The sequence below is a fragment of the Streptomyces sp. NPDC030183 genome, from assembly GCF_055573455.1.
This window is the reverse complement of record NZ_JBVIBK010000010.1, coordinates 228543-243722: the sequence shown is the minus strand read 5'-3', so window position 1 is coordinate 243722 and position 15180 is coordinate 228543. Positions and strand designations below refer to the sequence as shown.

18 protein-coding genes are annotated in these 15180 nt (G+C 70.5%); 9 read left to right on the top strand and 9 right to left on the bottom strand.

What is annotated here, in order from left to right:
* Window positions 1–2: 2 nt before the first annotated feature.
* The 6 genes from ACZ4Z2_RS14895 to ACZ4Z2_RS14870 form a co-directional block, all read right to left on the bottom strand.
* Window positions 3–227: a hypothetical protein gene (locus ACZ4Z2_RS14895; RefSeq protein WP_468075890.1), complete on the bottom strand. Its 225-nt coding sequence runs from the start codon at window positions 225–227 to the stop codon at window positions 3–5.
* 103 nt (window positions 228–330) lie between these two features.
* Window positions 331–1398 (bottom strand): DUF2637 domain-containing protein, encoded by a 1068-nt coding sequence (locus tag ACZ4Z2_RS14890; RefSeq protein ID WP_468075888.1) that lies wholly within the window; start codon window positions 1396–1398, stop codon window positions 331–333.
* The gene (locus ACZ4Z2_RS14885; RefSeq protein ID WP_468075886.1) at window positions 1395–1961 is read right to left on the bottom strand and encodes a WhiB family transcriptional regulator; all 567 of its coding nucleotides are present in this window, start codon (window positions 1959–1961) and stop codon (window positions 1395–1397) included. Before ACZ4Z2_RS14885 ends, ACZ4Z2_RS14890 begins: the two co-directional genes overlap by 4 nt.
* A gap of 117 nt (window positions 1962–2078) precedes the next feature.
* Window positions 2079–2786 (bottom strand): ATP-binding protein, encoded by a 708-nt coding sequence (locus tag ACZ4Z2_RS14880; RefSeq protein WP_468075884.1) that lies wholly within the window; start codon window positions 2784–2786, stop codon window positions 2079–2081.
* A complete protein-coding gene (locus ACZ4Z2_RS14875) occupies window positions 2786–3805 on the bottom strand; it encodes a hypothetical protein (RefSeq protein ID WP_468075882.1) in 1020 nt (339 codons plus the stop codon). The genes ACZ4Z2_RS14880 and ACZ4Z2_RS14875 overlap by 1 nt, the downstream gene beginning before the upstream one ends.
* A gap of 1 nt (window position 3806) precedes the next feature.
* Window positions 3807–4127 carry a transcriptional regulator gene (locus ACZ4Z2_RS14870; RefSeq protein WP_468075880.1) on the bottom strand — a complete coding sequence of 107 codons (321 nt, stop codon included), beginning with the start codon at window positions 4125–4127 and terminating at the stop codon, window positions 3807–3809.
* Between the two features lie 386 nt (window positions 4128–4513).
* Here ACZ4Z2_RS14870 and ACZ4Z2_RS14865 point away from each other — a divergent pair, with 386 nt between their 5' ends.
* The 4 genes from ACZ4Z2_RS14865 to ACZ4Z2_RS14850 all read left to right on the top strand — a co-directional run bounded on the left by ACZ4Z2_RS14865 (window position 4514) and on the right by ACZ4Z2_RS14850 (window position 7568).
* A complete protein-coding gene (locus tag ACZ4Z2_RS14865) occupies window positions 4514–4954 on the top strand; it encodes a helix-turn-helix domain-containing protein (RefSeq protein WP_468075878.1) in 441 nt (146 codons plus the stop codon).
* A gap of 363 nt (window positions 4955–5317) precedes the next feature.
* A complete protein-coding gene (locus ACZ4Z2_RS14860) occupies window positions 5318–5788 on the top strand; it encodes a hypothetical protein (protein ID WP_468075876.1) in 471 nt (156 codons plus the stop codon).
* 11 nt (window positions 5789–5799) lie between these two features.
* Entirely contained in the window at window positions 5800–6993 is a 1194-nt protein-coding gene (locus tag ACZ4Z2_RS14855) for an MAB_1171c family putative transporter (protein WP_468075875.1), read from the top strand.
* Complete coding sequence (locus ACZ4Z2_RS14850) at window positions 6990–7568, top strand: hypothetical protein (protein WP_468075873.1); 579 nt, start codon at window positions 6990–6992, stop codon at window positions 7566–7568. Before ACZ4Z2_RS14855 ends, ACZ4Z2_RS14850 begins: the two co-directional genes overlap by 4 nt.
* 280 nt (window positions 7569–7848) lie before the next feature.
* Here the strand turns inward: ACZ4Z2_RS14850 and ACZ4Z2_RS14845 are convergent, their stop codons facing one another.
* Window positions 7849–8343 (bottom strand): hypothetical protein, encoded by a 495-nt coding sequence (locus ACZ4Z2_RS14845; RefSeq protein ID WP_468075871.1) that lies wholly within the window; start codon window positions 8341–8343, stop codon window positions 7849–7851.
* A gap of 80 nt (window positions 8344–8423) precedes the next feature.
* Here ACZ4Z2_RS14845 and ACZ4Z2_RS14840 point away from each other — a divergent pair, with 80 nt between their 5' ends.
* The 4 genes from ACZ4Z2_RS14840 (at window position 8424) to ACZ4Z2_RS14825 (ending at window position 13566) form a co-directional block, all read left to right on the top strand.
* Complete coding sequence (locus ACZ4Z2_RS14840; protein ID WP_466808813.1) at window positions 8424–8609, top strand: hypothetical protein; 186 nt, start codon at window positions 8424–8426, stop codon at window positions 8607–8609.
* The gene (locus ACZ4Z2_RS14835; RefSeq protein WP_468075869.1) at window positions 8606–9358 is read left to right on the top strand and encodes a hypothetical protein; all 753 of its coding nucleotides are present in this window, start codon (window positions 8606–8608) and stop codon (window positions 9356–9358) included. The genes ACZ4Z2_RS14840 and ACZ4Z2_RS14835 overlap by 4 nt, the downstream gene beginning before the upstream one ends.
* Window positions 9348–12965, top strand: a complete 3618-nt coding sequence (locus ACZ4Z2_RS14830; RefSeq protein WP_468075867.1) for a tetratricopeptide repeat protein — start codon at window positions 9348–9350, stop codon at window positions 12963–12965. Before ACZ4Z2_RS14835 ends, ACZ4Z2_RS14830 begins: the two co-directional genes overlap by 11 nt.
* 100 nt (window positions 12966–13065) lie before the next feature.
* A complete protein-coding gene (locus ACZ4Z2_RS14825; RefSeq protein ID WP_468075865.1) occupies window positions 13066–13566 on the top strand; it encodes a hypothetical protein in 501 nt (166 codons plus the stop codon).
* An 18-nt stretch (window positions 13567–13584) separates the two neighbouring features.
* Here the strand turns inward: ACZ4Z2_RS14825 and ACZ4Z2_RS14820 are convergent, their stop codons facing one another.
* Window positions 13585–13803: an ester cyclase gene (locus ACZ4Z2_RS14820; protein WP_468075863.1), complete on the bottom strand. Its 219-nt coding sequence runs from the start codon at window positions 13801–13803 to the stop codon at window positions 13585–13587.
* 393 nt (window positions 13804–14196) lie between these two features.
* Window positions 14197–14898 (bottom strand): hypothetical protein, encoded by a 702-nt coding sequence (locus ACZ4Z2_RS14815; protein ID WP_468075861.1) that lies wholly within the window; start codon window positions 14896–14898, stop codon window positions 14197–14199.
* 102 nt (window positions 14899–15000) lie between these two features.
* Here ACZ4Z2_RS14815 and ACZ4Z2_RS14810 point away from each other — a divergent pair, with 102 nt between their 5' ends.
* The gene (locus ACZ4Z2_RS14810) at window positions 15001–15132 is read left to right on the top strand and encodes a hypothetical protein (protein WP_468075859.1); all 132 of its coding nucleotides are present in this window, start codon (window positions 15001–15003) and stop codon (window positions 15130–15132) included.
* The last annotated feature ends 48 nt before the right edge of the window (window positions 15133–15180 follow it).

Below are 15180 nucleotides of genomic sequence, written 5' to 3'. Positions count from 1 at the left end.
GGTCACTGGCCCGCCTCCGCATCCTGCTGACGGATGTCGCGGACGATGCCCTCGATCCAGTCCATGGCCAGGACCGGGTGGTGCAGAGTCCAGGGGCGGCTGTGTCGGCACCGTTGCACGGTCCAGGTGTTGTCGGGACCGGACTCGGCTCGGTGGATGTGGCCGCGCTGGTGCAGGACGGTCAGCCAGGTGTCCACCTCGGCGGGTGTCGCGGGCTTCGTGCGCATGGCGGTGCTCTCCGGTTCACGGGAGGACGTCGTGGGGCGGGCTGTCCGGGGCGAGTGACCGGCCGAGGTGTCCGGCTCGGTCACCGCCCCATGGGGTGTGCGGTCAGTTCCGGGGGGTGGTGACCGACTGGCCGTGCTGCTGACGCAGCTGGACCATCAGGGCGGTCAGCGTGTCGCTGGAGAGAGGGATCTGCTGACCGCGGATCGCCTGGGCGACCACCTTGCGGGTCAGCTTGTCCTCGGCCCTGACCGCCGACCGGGCGATCTCCAGCAGCTCCTCGGTGTCCGGGTCAGGTCGCCGGCCACCGGTTGCCCGGGGAGTGCCGTCAGTGACCGGTGGCGGAGTGACCGGCCGGTCAGTCGCCGACGGGAGGTTGTCCGGGTGGCCGTTGACCGGCTCGGTGACGGTCTGTCGGTCACTGACCGCCGGAGTGGTGACCGGCTGTCCGCCCAGGTCAGCAGCCTTGGGCTCCCTGTCACGCTGGCTGCTGACCGGGCTGCCGCTGTCCGCCGGGGCGCTGCCCCCGGCCAGTGTCCGGGCATCCGGGGTCCGCTTGTCCAGGGACGGGCGGGGCCGGTCAGTCAGGGCGGTGGCCGACTGTCCGGCGCTGACCTGACCGGGCGGCGGCTGCTGTCGGCTGGCCCGGTCAGTCCGAGTGACCGGGAGACGCTCGGGCTGACCGGGGTGACCGGCCTGACCGAGGCCATCACGGTCACTTCGGTCACTGTCCTTGACCGACCTCCGGGCGATGAGGATGTACAGGTGCACCGCTCCGGCCAGGGCCAGCGGGGCGATGGTGGACAGCACCGCGACCACCGTGTCTCCGAGCCGCAGCCCGGTGGCCGAGGTGTTCTCTTCGTTGAGCCTGACCGCATGCAGCGCGTTGGCCCAGATGCTGGCGGCGGTGGCCGTGCCGAAGAGGGTCCAGACGTAGAGCCGGGCGCGCAGCGGTGCGTCGCGCAGGACCAGCAGGGCACGGATGCCGTACGCGATGAACCCGTCGATCACCAGGGGGAAAAGGTAGGTCAGCAGCCCCCGGACGTGGATGGCGACGGCCATCTGCTGCAGGGCGTCGTACGACAGGGCGCATCCCGCACCACCGAGGGCGATGACGACCGCGCGGTCCCACCCGGTGACATGCGCCGTGCTCGGCGCGCTCGCGATGCTCACGCCGCCGTCCCGAAGTCGTTGCGGCCCAGCTGCTTGCCCTCGTTCTCAGGGGGTGGGGTGTTCTGCGTGGTCTGCTCCAGGTCTCGGTTGCGCAGGGCTCGGCGGGTTTCGCGGTAGAGCTTCTGGGCGTGCTCTTCGCTGATCTTCAGGAGCCAGGCCAGGCGCTGTTCGGTGAGGCCGTGGCGGTAGGCGGCACGGACGACCGCTCGGCGCTCGGCCTTGGTGAGGTGGACGTCGCGCCCGGCGACGGTGGCGTTGACCCGGCTGTAGTCGAGGCGGCTGGCGATGTTCTCGTGCAGCGGCTCGCGCTCCTCCTCGGTCATACCGCCCCGTATGCCGTGGGTGTCGCCGCCTTCCAGGGCGGCGTCCAGGCAAGTGCGGCGGACCGGGCACTGGCCGCACAGCGACTTCGCCGCAGCGATCTTGGCGGTCTCGTCGGGCTCGGGGAAGAACATGTCGGGGTCCACCGGGTTGTACTCGGTGCTTTGGCAGACGGCCTGGTCCTGCCAGGTGTGGTCACCGAGCGACCGGTGGCGGGCAGGGCTGATCGTCGTGGTGGTCATGCGGGTTGCTCCGATCGCTCTCCGCGCGCAGGGGCGTCGGCGGAGGGGTGCGCTGGGTCGGGAGGTGCATGGGGCGGCGTGTTGGAGGCGCGGCCCGGCGGTACGGCCGGCGGTGGGTCAGGCGGCGGGACGGTGGCGTCTGCGGTCGACCGGCTCGAACTCGACCCGGGTGGTCATCTGCGCGAGTCGGGAGGTGACGCGGTCGCCGAGGTAGGCCCGGAGGTCCTTGATCGCCAGGTTGGTGGTGATCAGCGTCGGGAGCATGTGGTTGTACCGGCGGTTGATCAGCCGGTACGTCACTTCCTCGACCCACTCGGACGCCTTGGCCGCGCCGAGGTCGTCGATGATCAGCAGCGGGCACCGGCTGACGGCCGCCAGCTCCCGCTCGCTGTCCGCCCCGGGGCGAGGGCGCAGGTCGGCGTACAGGTCGGCGGCCGTGGTCGCGCGCCACCGCACGCCCACCCCGGTCCGCACCAGCTGCCGGACCGCCCCATACGCCTGGTGGGTCTTGCCCGCGCCGACCACCCCGGCCATCAGCAGGCTCGGGCCGGTGGTGACCTGCCGCCGGGCTCCCGGGCTGGGGGCGACGGCCTGCTGGGCGACGTCCCGGACCCAGTCCAGGACCTGCGGGTGGTCGGCGACCGCGCCCTGGTAGCGCGGGGGCATCGCGGCCAGCAGGGCATCCAGCGGGGAGAAGGAATCGGGCTCGTCGACCAGAGCGGCGACGGCTGCCGGGTCGATGTTGCGGGCGGCCAGGATCCGGGCCATCCGGTCGAGGGTGCCTCCGCCGCCGAGAGTCTGCGGGTCGCGGGTACGGGTGCGCATCACAGCTCCTCGGCGTAGGCGGCGGCAGCGTCGACCGGGTTGGTCCACGCCTGGTGAGCGGGCACGTTAGGTCGGTTTCCCGGCCGCGCCAAACCGGCCGCTCGTGCGTTCATGGCGTCGTTGACCAGGCTCGGCAGGCGGCTGGGGTGGCCCTGGATCTCCGCGAAGCGCTTCAGTCCGGCGCGGACGTGCTCCGGGTCGATCCCCTCGCCGAGGAGCTTCTTGGCGATGCGGCCGATGTGTCCGATCACGTCGCTGGGCGGACGCTCGTCGCACGCGGCGACGTACTCGCCGATCAGGTCGTTGACCGAGACGGTGGTGGCGGGCACTGTGCGCCCCGTAGGGAATGAAGATCCAGGATCCAAGATCCTGGATCCAGGCGCCGAGCCCTCTCCGAGGCTTCGGGGAGGCTTCGGGGAACCCTCGGCGAATGCCTCCCGACCTGCGGCTTTCTTGTCACTGCGATCAGGTGCGCCGACGAGTCCGACCAAGGGGTCCTGCCGGGCGGCCGGGGCTCCGCTTCGGGGGGTGGGAGGCGTCGGAGCGGGCTGCGCGGGCAGATCGAGGGTTCGGGGAGCGTTCGGCGAAGTTCCGGCGAGTGCTCGGGTAGGAGTGGGCGACGCTTCGGGGTGCCGAGTGCAGGTCCCTTTGCAAGGACCGCACCGGGCTGCCGCGTGGTGCTGTGGGCAGGAGGGCAGTCGGGACTGGCTGGGCTTGTCGATCTTCTGGTGCTCGGACCAGGTCACGACATGGAGGTAGCGGCGGCCGTCGCAGCCGGTGTACCGGCAGAGCAGGCCAGCGTCGGCGAGCTGCTGGAGGTCGTCCTCGACGTGGACTGACGTGTGCTCGGCCCGCAGGGGCCAGAGCAGCCCCGCGATGATCGCGGCGTTGTCGCGATGGCGGCCGTGGTCGTCGGCCTGGGTGAGGAGGCCGAAGAACGTCCGCTCCGCCTCGACGCTCACCTCGGCGAGCGACTCGGAGAAGAACGCCTCCGGCTTGATGGTCCGGATCCGTGCCATGTCAGCGGCCTCGACCGGCGAGATCACTGCGGGTGAGGGTCGCTGTGGTGAGGTCGAGGGTGTGAGGGCGGGTCCAGTTCACGTCCGGCCAGACCCGCATGATCCAGCGTGCCGCGGCCATGGCGGTCGTCCGGCTCAGCTCGGCCTTCGCCCCGTCCGCGTCCTTGGCGCTGGTGTGCGGGTGGGGCCACGTCTGCGCGGGGTCGGTCAGGCTGACGCGGATGGTGGCAGCCCCCGGGATCATGTCGGCGAGCTGGGCCGCGAGGCGGTGTCGGCGGGTCGTGTCCGGGCATGCCGGGATGTCGCTCGGCGTGGCGAGCATGCGATACTCCGTTGTTCGTAGAGCGCGGTGCGGCGGTTCTCGTGCAAAAGCCCCGCCGCCCGCGAGAAGTGAATCGGTGCCCTTCGGGGCGCCGGCCCGGCGCTTGGGAGTTGGTAGCTCCCTGGCGCCGGTTTCATGTGTGGCTCACGCTGCGGCCTCACGGCCCTCTGAGCGGCGGCGTTCGCACCCGCTTCTCCCTTCGCTTCGGTCTGCTCCTCGGAGGCCACAGCCCCCTCATTCGCACCAGTCGATGGCAACGCGAAGACACTAGACCAGCGAATATGGATCACGTCAACTGAGGAGAATGGAACGACCGCATCAGGACGTGTATCGTCCACAGCAGTCGATACAACAAGAAACCAAGCGAGCTACCGAAGGACCCCGCAATGAGCGACGGAGCGCCCACCGAGCCGCGCACCCTCGCGCAGAAGCTCGACCACCTCTTCAAGACGGTCCACCCGAAGAACCGCGGTGAATACACCTACGAGGAGGTGGCGCAGGCCATCCAGGAGTCGGGGGGGCCCACCATCTCGGCGAGTTACATCTGGACCCTTCGGAAAGGCAAGAAGGACAACCCCACCATGAAGCACCTGGAGGCCCTCGCCGGCTTCTTCGGTGTCGCCCCCGCCTATTTCTTCAATGACGAGGCCTCCGAACGGATCGCCGCCCAGCTGGAACTGATCGAGACCATACGAGACAACGATGTGGTCGAGGTCGCCACCAGAGCCTCCGGCCTCTCGGTGGAGACCCTCAAGACGATCAAGGGATTCATCGAGCGGGCCCGTCAGCTGGAGGGACTGACCGACGGCGACACATCCAGCACGTGAGCGCGAGATGACGTCGTGGCGCCAGAACGCCACCCGACGGAGGGTGTGACGCAGGTCTCCCGCGTAGCTCCACTCTTACGGTTAACGGAGCCCACATGCACATGGGCGCCCGATTCAGCCTTGATCAAATGATGCCGCATCAGACACATTCCTTGGTCATCGCGGGTTGAGCATAATTTGAGCATGTTCACGGCATATTCCAGTGAAGGTTGCCGTATCGTTCGGCCCTGTGCCGGAATGTTGGATTCCGAGGCGGCCTCTGCCGCGGACACGTACAGCGCCACCTGCGGAGCCGAGTTGTCGTTGCGTAGCCGAAGACAGCAGCCGGGCGACGGACGTCAGGACCGCCCGGACATCGGGGATGTGCTCGCGTCAATCGACATCCCGGACCCGTTCGACGTCCAGGTCCTCTGCGACCGGATCGCGGCACAGCGCGGTCGCCCGCTCCATCTGCACAGCGTCCCGGGCATCTCCGGCACCGACGCCCCGTGCGGGGTGTGGATCGCCACCGAGAAGGCAGACCACATCTTCCACGAGGCGGCGACAAGCCCCCTGCACCAAGACCACATCATCCTGCACGAGATCGGTCACATGCTCCTGGGCCACCGCTCGATCCTCGACGGCGTCCAGACAGACGGCGGCGGCCTGTTCCCGGACATCGACCCCGCCACCGTGGTCAGCCTCCTCACCAGGGCCAGCTACGGCACCGAGGACGAACGGGACGCCGAACGTCTCGCAGGGCTGATCGCCGGCAGAGCCGCCGCCTCCAGCACCAGCAAGACGCCGCGCAGCAGTGTCCTGCGGCGCCTGGGCGACGCGCTCAGCGACTCGTAAGAGCGCCCGGAATGATCGACGTACTTCCCGCGGTCCTGCTGTGGCTGGTCACCGTGTGGCGCACCCCGGCCGCGTGGCGCGATCGCAGCAAGCGAGCCCTCTGGATCGCCTTTCTGGCTCTCGCCGTCGCCATCACTCTCAGGGTGCCCTCCGTCGCGGCGCCCATGGACGCCGCAGTCGGAGTCAACAACCTGAGCGCCCTGGGCAAGCACCTCGGCTGCATCGTCGCCGCTCATGCCGTGCTGACCTTCGTCCACGACATGGCCCAGGAGAAGGCGTCCGGACTGAAGTCCTCCCGCCTGCACCTCGTCCTGCCAGCGTCCGCGGCATCCATCGTCACGGTGCTGTTCTTCGCCACCTCGCAGCCGCGCGAAGCGGTCGACCTGCTGGCCGAGTACGCCTCCGACTGGCACATCGCCGCCTACGGAGGGGTGTGGGCGGCGTACCTCGGAGCGGCTCTGTTCAGCGCCTCCCGGCTGTGCTGGCGCTGGGGCCGGCAGCCAGACGCCGGCCTTCTCGGCCATGGCCTGCGTCTCACCGGCATGGGCACCACCATCGGCATCGTCTACGCGGCGCAGCGCGTGGTCGTCATCGTCCTGGGATTCCTGGGGCTGAGCCCCGTTCCGGCCAGCACAAGCGAGACGATCGGCGGCCTTACGCTCTTCACTGCGCTGTTCTTCATCGTCATTGGCAGCACGCTGCCCGCCGCCGGACGACTGCGCCGTTGGAGTCGCGAATACCTCGACCTGCTGCGGCTGTACCCGCTCTGGCTCAGCCTCACCGAGGACGTACCGTTCGTCCGCCTCGACCCGGCGCGACGCAGAACCGCCGAGATCCTCCACCTCCGCCGCGTTCACGATCGGCTGTATCGCCGCACCATAGAGATCCGAGACGCCGTCCTCACCCTCAGCGACCACGCCCCCAGCAGCCTGCGTGACCAGGCCCGCGCACACGTCGCAGCCTCCGGCCTCATCGGAGCTCAGGCAGACATCGCCGCCGAAGCCTGCTGGATCATCGGTGCCCAACAAGCACGGCAGCACAACGAGCCCCTGTGCGGCGAGGCCCTCCCGCCTGCCAGCGGCGGCCGAGACCTGCCCAGCGAGATCCATGCGCTCAAACAACTCGCCGAGGCCTACGCCTCCGATCTCACCCGCGCCTTCGCCACCAAGCTCGACGATGCCCGAACACTGGAGACGACGCAGTGACCCTGTTCCGCACGGCCCGCCTCATCACCGACACCCTCGCGCCGGCCAACCTCGTCATCGCGATACTTCTGATCATCGGCTGGCACAGCACAAGTAGCGTCACGGGGCTCGGGTGGGGCGTGCTGGCGGCCCTATTCTGCGGCGGCATCCCGTTCGCCGTCATCATGCTCGGCGTGAAGAGCGGCAGCTGGACCGACAAGCACATACGAGTCCGTGAGCAGCGAGCCGTCCCCCTCCTCGCCACGATGACGTCGGTGCTCGTCGGCATCTCGCTGCTTGTTGCCTTCAAGGCCCCTCGCGAGTTGTTCGCCCTGGTCGTCGCCATGCTCGTCGGCCTCATCGTGACCATGATCGTGACTGCCTGGTGGAAGGTGTCGGTGCACACCGCCGTGGCCAGTGGGGTGGTCGTGATCTTGTTGCTGGCCTACGGCATGAGCATGGCACCGTTGGTGCTCGGAATCGCAGCCATCGGCTGGTCCCGTGTAGCCCTCCGCGATCACACCCCCGCTCAGACCGTCGTCGGCGCCCTGCTCGGCGGGCTGGCAGCCGCCGTTGTGTTCAGCCTGATGCGTTGACACGCCCGCCCTTCAGGCTCACCTCGGCATCGCTTCTGATGACCGGAATTCGGCGAGCGGACTGGTGACTGCCTCGCGCCATCTTTCCCGGTGACCGCTGGCATGGAGCCGGGAGTGCACCATTTCGCGTCGCTCCCCTTGTCGGGCACGCCGTCGCCACCGGGCCGGCCAGCGCGGAGGGGGTGGAAGCACCGTCTGACCAGGGCGGTCCGCTTACGGTCACCCCCTGTAACGGCGGAGACCGCTCTTGCCGGGGTTGTCGTGGCTCGCGGGCTCCGGGTCAGACGTAGGCCTCCCCGAATGCCCGCGCGAACTCCGGGTCGGTCACCGAGCCGTTGCCGCCTCCTCCGGTGCGGTGGCCGCGGCCGGAGAGAGCCATGACGGGATCGAGCACCTCGCTCATGTAGTGGCGGATCCAGTCGGAGGGCTGGCCCTCGTAGGCAGGCATCGGGGTGAGGACCGCCAGGCTTCCGTCGGGGTGGCTGACGACGCCCCAGACGATGCGGTACATCCCGACGCGACTCACGATCAGCCCGTTGGACATGACCTCGTGGTCCTCCGAGAGACGTGGAGCCGCCTCGATGATCGCTCCGATCGTGTCGTCCAGGCCGACCGACGTCTGCACCGTGGTGACGAGGCCGGAAGCCCCGACCAGACCGTGCAGCGTCTCGACCGCGGTACCCCGGGCGTGCGGGCTGAGCATCAGGTCGTACACGGCGGAGTCCTTCGACGAAGGGGACGGGGATTCGGCGACGGCGACAAACGGCGACAACAAGCGCTGGCAATAGGCGTCGACACAACACCAGTTGAGCACATCCGATGCCAACTGGCTTGAATTCTGTGGATAATCCCGTCATGGGTTCACCACCACAGCAGCCCCAAGCGGGCGACATCAGGTTCAACGGCACGACCGTGGAGTACTTCGACGGCACCGGATGGGTGGCGCACGAAGAACTCCCCGACGACCAGGCGCCGCCCGACCTGCGCGGCCACGACGAGGACTTCCCCGGGCCGGACGACCACCCTCCCTTCCCGGGATGAGCACCCCCGCCGAGCCGCAGGCCGGGGAGCCGGGCCTCGACCCCGCGGTCGCCGATCTGCGGGCCTCCGTCGCCGACATGCGCGCCACTGCCCGCTGGATCACGGGAGCGGCGGCGGGGGTGGGTGCTCTGGTGCTGGCGGGCGGGCCCCTGGTGATCGTCAAGGATCTGGACGACGTCGGAGACGTGGTCGCGGCGGTCGGCGGCATGCTGCTGGCCGTCGCGGGGGTCGTCTGGGTGGTGTGGCGCGCCAGCGAGGTGCTCACCCCCCGGACGGCCACGCTCGACGATCTAGGCTCGCCGGAACTGGACGGGCTGAGGAAGCTGATCGACAGGTCACCCGCCGACTTCTTCGGCCCGCGCGCCACCGACCCGGCCGCTCTGCGGCGCGAGCGCCGTCTGCGGCTGACCGTGGCGGCCCGCCTCGAAGCCCTGCTCGCCCGCGAGAGCGATCCCGCGCGAGAGCGTGTTCTGGCCCACGAGGCAGCCGTCGCCCGGCGGAACGCACTGCTGGTCCAGCGCCTGCAGCAGCGGCTGCTCGTCTGGATCCACGCCTGGCAGGTGCGGCAGTCCCTGAAGCGGGCCCGGCGGGACACCCTGCTGGCCTCCCTGCTGGTCCTCACCGGTGCCGTTCTCTACGTCACCGCGCCGCTCGACGCGAAGGAGAAGCCGACCGTCGTGTATGTCTGCGAGGCGGGCGCCGCCACCCCGAAAGCCGTCCGCGCGCAGGAGGATCCCTGTGCCCGATGAAGCGGCGCCGGCGGCGCACCCCGGCCCATCGCACTGGAGGCTGCGGATCCGGCATGCCGCCGTCACCCTCAGCGCCGGTACGCGGACCGTCGCCGAAGGTCCCGGCGCGGACGTGTCCTTCTCCCTGGCGGAGACCGTGCAGGCACTGCACCGGGCGCACGAGGCCGCCGGCCGGGGCGCCCGCCGGCGCACGACCGGCGTCCCGCCACCGGTGCTGATGCGGCGTCTGGGAGTTCTGCTCGCCGAGGCGGTGGGCGCCCGAGCGGTCCGCGTCCTCGCCACGGCGTCACAGAGCGAGGCGGCAAAGGAGCACGGCCTGCCGCTGGTCATCGAGGCGGAGCAGGGCCGGCTCGACGGCCTGCCGTGGGAGGCACTGACCCTGCCCGGTCAGTCGGTACCCCTGGCGCTCCATCCGGCCATCCGGCCGTACCGCAGCTTCGGCGACCATCACGCGCCCGCACCCGTCGGCGGACCGGACCGGCCGTTGCGGCTGCTCGTCCTGCTCGCCGGGCCCCGCAAGGCCCCCGGCCGCAGGGAGCCTCTGCTCGACCTGGACGCGGAGACGGCCCGGCTGGCGGCTGCCGTGTCCCGGGTCCCGGGCCGGGCGGAACTGCGGGTGCTCAGCTCCGGCAGCCTCACCGCGCTCAGCGCCGCCCTGGCGGAGAAACCCGCCGATGTCGTGCACATCGTCTGCCACGCGAGGCCCGGTGAACTCCTGCTGGAGGACGAGGCCGGTGACCGCGATCCGGTGAGTGCCGACGCCCTGTGGCGGGCTCTGCGCGGCGCCCACGGTGTCCCGGCGGTGGTCCTGGCCGGCTGTTCGACGGCATCGTCGGTGAGCCGCTCCGCCGCCGGGCCGGAACCGGCGCACCACGGCAGGTTTCTGCCCGGACTGGCTCAGAGCCTCACCCAGTCCGGGGTGCCGGCGGTCGTCGCCATGTCGGCACCGGTCCGGGACACGTACGCCGGCGCGCTCATGGCCGACATGTACGCCGGACTGGCCGCCGGCCGACCCCTGTGGGAAGCCTTGCACGACGCCCGCAGGGAGCAGGAGCGCCTCCGACGCGCCGGCAACGACTGGCTGCCGGAATGGCACGTGCCCCTTCTCTTCGCCGGGCCCCGTCCCCAGGCGGTGAAGCCCGACCACGGGGAGGCCTCGACGGGGGCCGCCTCGCCGGAGGTACCCCTCGCCCTGCCGCTCGGCTCGTTCGTGGGCCGCCGGGCACAGCTGCGCGTAGCCCTGAACGCCCTGGCCGACGACGGCACCGGGCTCGTCGTGCACGGAGTGGGCGGGGTCGGGAAGACCGCCTTCGTCGGCGAGTTGCTGCGTCTGCGGGCCTCCTCGGCTCCGCCCGTGCTGCTCAAAGGCCCGGTCGGCCCCGACGAGATCCTGCGCGGCGCGGCGGACGCGCTCGCCGAGAAGACGGACGATCCGCGGATGTGCGAACTGGTGGACGCGGAGCGGCCCTGGTCCGGGCGCCTGGCCGTCCTCGCAAGCCTCACCGGCACCGATGCGCGCGCCGGGGCGGTGGCGGAGGCTCGCCCCACGGCGGACGGGTCCACCCGGTCGCTGACCGTGGTGCTGGACGACTTCGAGGCCAACCTGACCCGTGACCCGGAGGGCCGGACCCGTTTCACCGACCCCGAACTGGCGGACTTCCTCACCTCGTGGACCACCCTGCTGACGGGCACGTCCCTGGTGATCGTCTCCCGTCACCCCCTCCCGACGGCGGCCGGAGCCGCCTCCCGGCGTCTTCGCCGGCTTCCGCTTCCTCCGCTCACCCCGGACGAGACCGATCTGATGCGACTGCGGCTGCCCCTGTCGCGCAAGCTCCCCCGGACGAAGTGGCAGGAGATCCGCCAGGTCGTCGGCGGCCATCCTCGTACCTACGCCTATCTGGAGGCGCTCCTGGGCGCCGGCCGGCCGACGGACGACCTGGCGGCCCGTGTCGGCCGCCTCGGCGGTGGCCTCGACGCCGCGCGCGCCCGCGTGCGGGGGCAGGTGCGCCCCGCCGTGCGGGAGGCACTGAGACTCACGGCCGCCGACACGCTGCTCGGCGACCTGCTGTCCACCCTGGACCCGACGAGCCGCGCCCTGTTGCACCGCGCGGCGGTGCACCGTGTGCCCGTCCCGGCGTCGGCGTTCACCGGCCCGGAGGGCTCGGGAGGCACGGGGGACGCGGAGGGCTCGGGAGGCACGGAGGGCACGCGCGAACGCCTCGACGCGCTGGCCGCCTCCGGGCTGCTGGCCGAGGACGGCAAGGACCCGGCCGGTGCGCCGTTGTGGAGCGTCCACCGCTGGACCGCGGCCGAACTGGACCGCCTCGACCCGCAGGCCGCGCACGACGCCCACTGCCATGCGGCCGCGTACACAGAGGAGATCTTCTCCGACACCGGCCTGCCCGAACCGGTACGCGTCGACGCGGCGTTCGAGTCCCTGCACCATCTCGGCGCCGTCCGGCTGCACCAGGAGGCGGGAGCGCTGGGCCGCCGCCTGTGCCGCGTGCTGCACGCGATGGGCCGCTGGACGACCGAGCGGGCACTGTGCCTGCGGATGCTGGAGTGGAGCGAACCGGGCACGGAGTCGGAGGCCGTCGTCCATCGCCAGCTCGGTCTCATCGCCCGTGACCGGGGCGACATGAAGGAGGCACGCGAACACCTGGAACGGGCGCTGGCCGTCAGCACCGCCGCCGGCGACCGGCTGAGCATCGCCTACGCCGAGCACCAGCTCGGATCCGTCGAACACGAACAGGGCGATCACCGCGTCGCCCGGGCCCGGTACAGCCGGGCCCGTACGGCCTTCCGCGAGTTGGGCCTGGAACGGGACGCCGCCGCCGCTCTGTACCAGCTGTCCATGCTGAACGCCGACGACGGACGCCCGGTGGAGGCCAGAGCCGGCTTCGAGGAGGCACAGGAGATCTTCACGCGGCTCGAGGATCCCGGCGCGGTCAGCTCCTGTCACCGGAGCCTGGCCTACCTGGCGGAGGACGACGGGGATCTGGACACCGCCATGGCGCACTGCCGCTCGGCGCTCGGTCTCTGCGAGCGCACGGGTGACGTGGCGCAGGCGGAAGAACTGCGCAACCAGATCGGCACCCTGTACGTGCTCACCGAGAACTACGAGGCGGCGCACGCCGAGTTCGACGCCGCCCTGCGCTCGGCCGTCGCCCGTGACGCAACCGAGGAGATGGCCCGTTCCCACCAGCATCTGGGGGTCTGCGCCGAACGCATGGGCGCCCTGGACATCGCGGAGGAACACACCCGCACAGCCCTCGAACTGAACCAGGAACTGGGGCGTGTCGTGGGACAGGCCCAGTGCCTCGGTCGCCTCGCCGGCCTTGCCCGGCTGCGCGGCAGACCGGCGTACGGACTCTCGTACGCCCGGCGGGCTCTCGTCCTTCTCGGCCGTACCGACGAAACCACCAACCGTCCCGACACCTACCTCACCATCGGTGACTGCCTGCGTGACCTCGGACGACTGACGCAGGCCCGGCGCTTCTACACGTCCGGCCGCAACGACGCCAGGAACACCCGCACCGCCGAGCGCGCGCGTGCGGCCCTGGCAGAGCTGGACGCCAACAGTAAGCAGAAAGAAGGGGAACAGTAGACGGTAAGCAGTTGACAGCATCTCGGATACTTTCACTATGCTGCTCTCCGTCGGGGGGCGCTTGCCCGGGCGTGGGTTTGAAGGGTGAAGGGGAATCGCAATGATCAAAGTGACCATCGAGGCCGAGCCGGCGGAGATGCCCGCGCTGCTCGAGGCGCTCGCGGCCCACGGCGCCGAGTTCACTCTGCGCAGCACGGCCCAATCGGCGGACCGCAGCGGGCCCGCGCTGGACCCGGCCGTGCTCGACCTGCTGCGTACCCGGGCTCCCGCCCAGCAGCTCGACCATTTCGTCTCCTTCGTGGAGACGGAGGTCCACGAGCACGGAGCCGTCGCCGAGCTGGGCACCGACAAGACGAGCTACGTCAAGCTCTACGTCCCCGGCCCCCGCAAGGTGGGCGCGTACTGCTACGTCCGCCCCGACCGCGGCTACCTGGACTTCCGCGTGCCTATCGACGCCGCGGACGGCTGCCGTTTCGCCTACGCGCGCGACGTCCAGCGGGACAACGCTCACCCGGTGCGCTGCCCCCTGACGAAGGCGGACGCCCTGCCCGAGGCACACCGGCTGTCAGCCCTGGCCAGGGAGATCGCGCAGAACGCGTGACGAGGCTGTACCGCCCCTTCACTGCTCCAACTCGTCCAGCCCCAGCCGCTGCATCAGCCCCAGCTGATCGTGCTCCCACCGGAGCTCGGCGATCTTGCCGTTCTCGCCGCAGCGGAACAGGGTCAGGCCGGTCACGGAGACGCGCTTGCCCGTTGGAGCGATGCTCAGGAAGTCGCCCCTGTGGTTGGCGTTCCAGGTCCAGCGGGCGCAGGCCCGGTCTCCCTGGGCGAAGGTCAACCTCCGCGAACACCTGCGACGTCGTACCGGTCACCACCATCCGCCATGCCTTGATCTCCGTCTCCGAGAACGTCTCCGGGGAAGCGGCCTTCTCGGGGCGCGGAGTTGCCCGGTGCCGAAGCAGGCGTGGACGACCACGGCGCGTCCGCTCACGCCGAGTTTCTGTCCGCAATGCTGAATCTGCATGCTGACCGTGCCACACGTCGGCCCGCACGCGGCGTGGCATTCAGTCAGGTGTCCCCGCGCCCAGCTGTACCTGTCCTGGGCGGGCCGACACACACTCCCCTCGGACTCCCCTCTCGAGAGCCCGAGCGCTGCGGTCCCGGACACCACCCAATCCCCCGGGTAATGACCGGGACCGCGCCACACCGAGCCCGCCCAGCCCTGAGGGCGTCAGCCGACCCGCGTGAACACCCCGCAGTCGTTGCTGAACAGCTCACCCGCCCGCAGTGTCACCGTCAACTGGCGGGCCTGCGTGACGAACTGGTTATCGATGATGCCCCCGTCCTCGGATGTCCGCTCCCAGTAGCAGTCCTCAAACCGGCCCACCGCCCGATACGTTCCCGGCCGCATCTGCTGCACGTCCTCCCCCGGGGCATACGGCGCCGGATCCGGCACGACCTCCCAGTCCCCGGCCGTCACCGCCCGCTCGTAGTCCCCCGACACCGCGGCCTTAACCGTCTTCGTCCACTTCGGGCACAGCTTCGGCACCCCGAACTTCAGGACCGCCGCACCGTCCCCCAACAGGTAGCCGCCCTCGTCCAACCACTGAGCCCGCGACACCCCGCCCGCGCCCTCGTCCGGCAGCGACACGCACATGTCGTTCACGAATTCCGACGCGCTGTCGTAGATCGAGTCGACCTCCCAGCCCTCCTCGTTCGCCTTCCGGTCGATGGCGCCCTCCGGGCCCAACGGATACCTCGGCTCCGGCTCCTCCGGCGTCCCCTCCACCGTCGACGTCTCACTCGCGGACGGAGACCCGGCGTCCTCCGGCTCCCCTCCGCCGCTCGAGCAGCCTCCCAGCACCACTACCGCGGCCAGCACGCCAGCCACCGCCACACCCACCCCACGAACACACTTCATGCCGCGCAGCATGGCCCCCACCCCCAACCGGGGGAACCCAAATCCGAAGATCGGCGATCATTCGTCACAGGCGCGGGCCGAACAACCACACACACGAGCGGGAGCCCCACCGCCATGTCATGGTCGAAACTGAAGATGGACGAGGTGACCGTCCGCCGCGCGAAGCTGATGAAGCTCCGCCGTGAAGGCGTCCGGTACGACGACGACCGCGTCGGAGAACTCGGCTACTGCAGTCGTAAGTCGTAGCGCCGCCTGTAAGGACGTGACCCGCGTAGGCCCACCGCGCCGAGGAGG

Coding starts and splice junctions, on each gene's coding strand:
- ACZ4Z2_RS14835 (WP_468075869.1), top strand. CDS start 8,606: ATGAGCACCCCCGCCGAGCCGCAGGCCGGGGAGCCGGGCCTCGACCCC.
- ACZ4Z2_RS14880 (WP_468075884.1), bottom strand. CDS start 2,786: ATGCGCACCCGTACCCGCGACCCGCAGACTCTCGGCGGCGGAGGCACC.
- ACZ4Z2_RS14885 (WP_468075886.1), bottom strand. CDS start 1,961: ATGACCACCACGACGATCAGCCCTGCCCGCCACCGGTCGCTCGGTGAC.
- ACZ4Z2_RS14840 (WP_466808813.1), top strand. CDS start 8,424: ATGGGTTCACCACCACAGCAGCCCCAAGCGGGCGACATCAGGTTCAAC.
- ACZ4Z2_RS14865 (WP_468075878.1), top strand. CDS start 4,514: ATGAGCGACGGAGCGCCCACCGAGCCGCGCACCCTCGCGCAGAAGCTC.
- ACZ4Z2_RS14875 (WP_468075882.1), bottom strand. CDS start 3,805: ATGGCACGGATCCGGACCATCAAGCCGGAGGCGTTCTTCTCCGAGTCG.
- ACZ4Z2_RS14895 (WP_468075890.1), bottom strand. CDS start 227: ATGCGCACGAAGCCCGCGACACCCGCCGAGGTGGACACCTGGCTGACC.
- ACZ4Z2_RS14870 (WP_468075880.1), bottom strand. CDS start 4,127: ATGCTCGCCACGCCGAGCGACATCCCGGCATGCCCGGACACGACCCGC.
- ACZ4Z2_RS14825 (WP_468075865.1), top strand. CDS start 13,066: ATGATCAAAGTGACCATCGAGGCCGAGCCGGCGGAGATGCCCGCGCTG.
- ACZ4Z2_RS14810 (WP_468075859.1), top strand. CDS start 15,001: ATGTCATGGTCGAAACTGAAGATGGACGAGGTGACCGTCCGCCGCGCG.
- ACZ4Z2_RS14855 (WP_468075875.1), top strand. CDS start 5,800: ATGATCGACGTACTTCCCGCGGTCCTGCTGTGGCTGGTCACCGTGTGG.
- ACZ4Z2_RS14815 (WP_468075861.1), bottom strand. CDS start 14,898: ATGCTGCGCGGCATGAAGTGTGTTCGTGGGGTGGGTGTGGCGGTGGCT.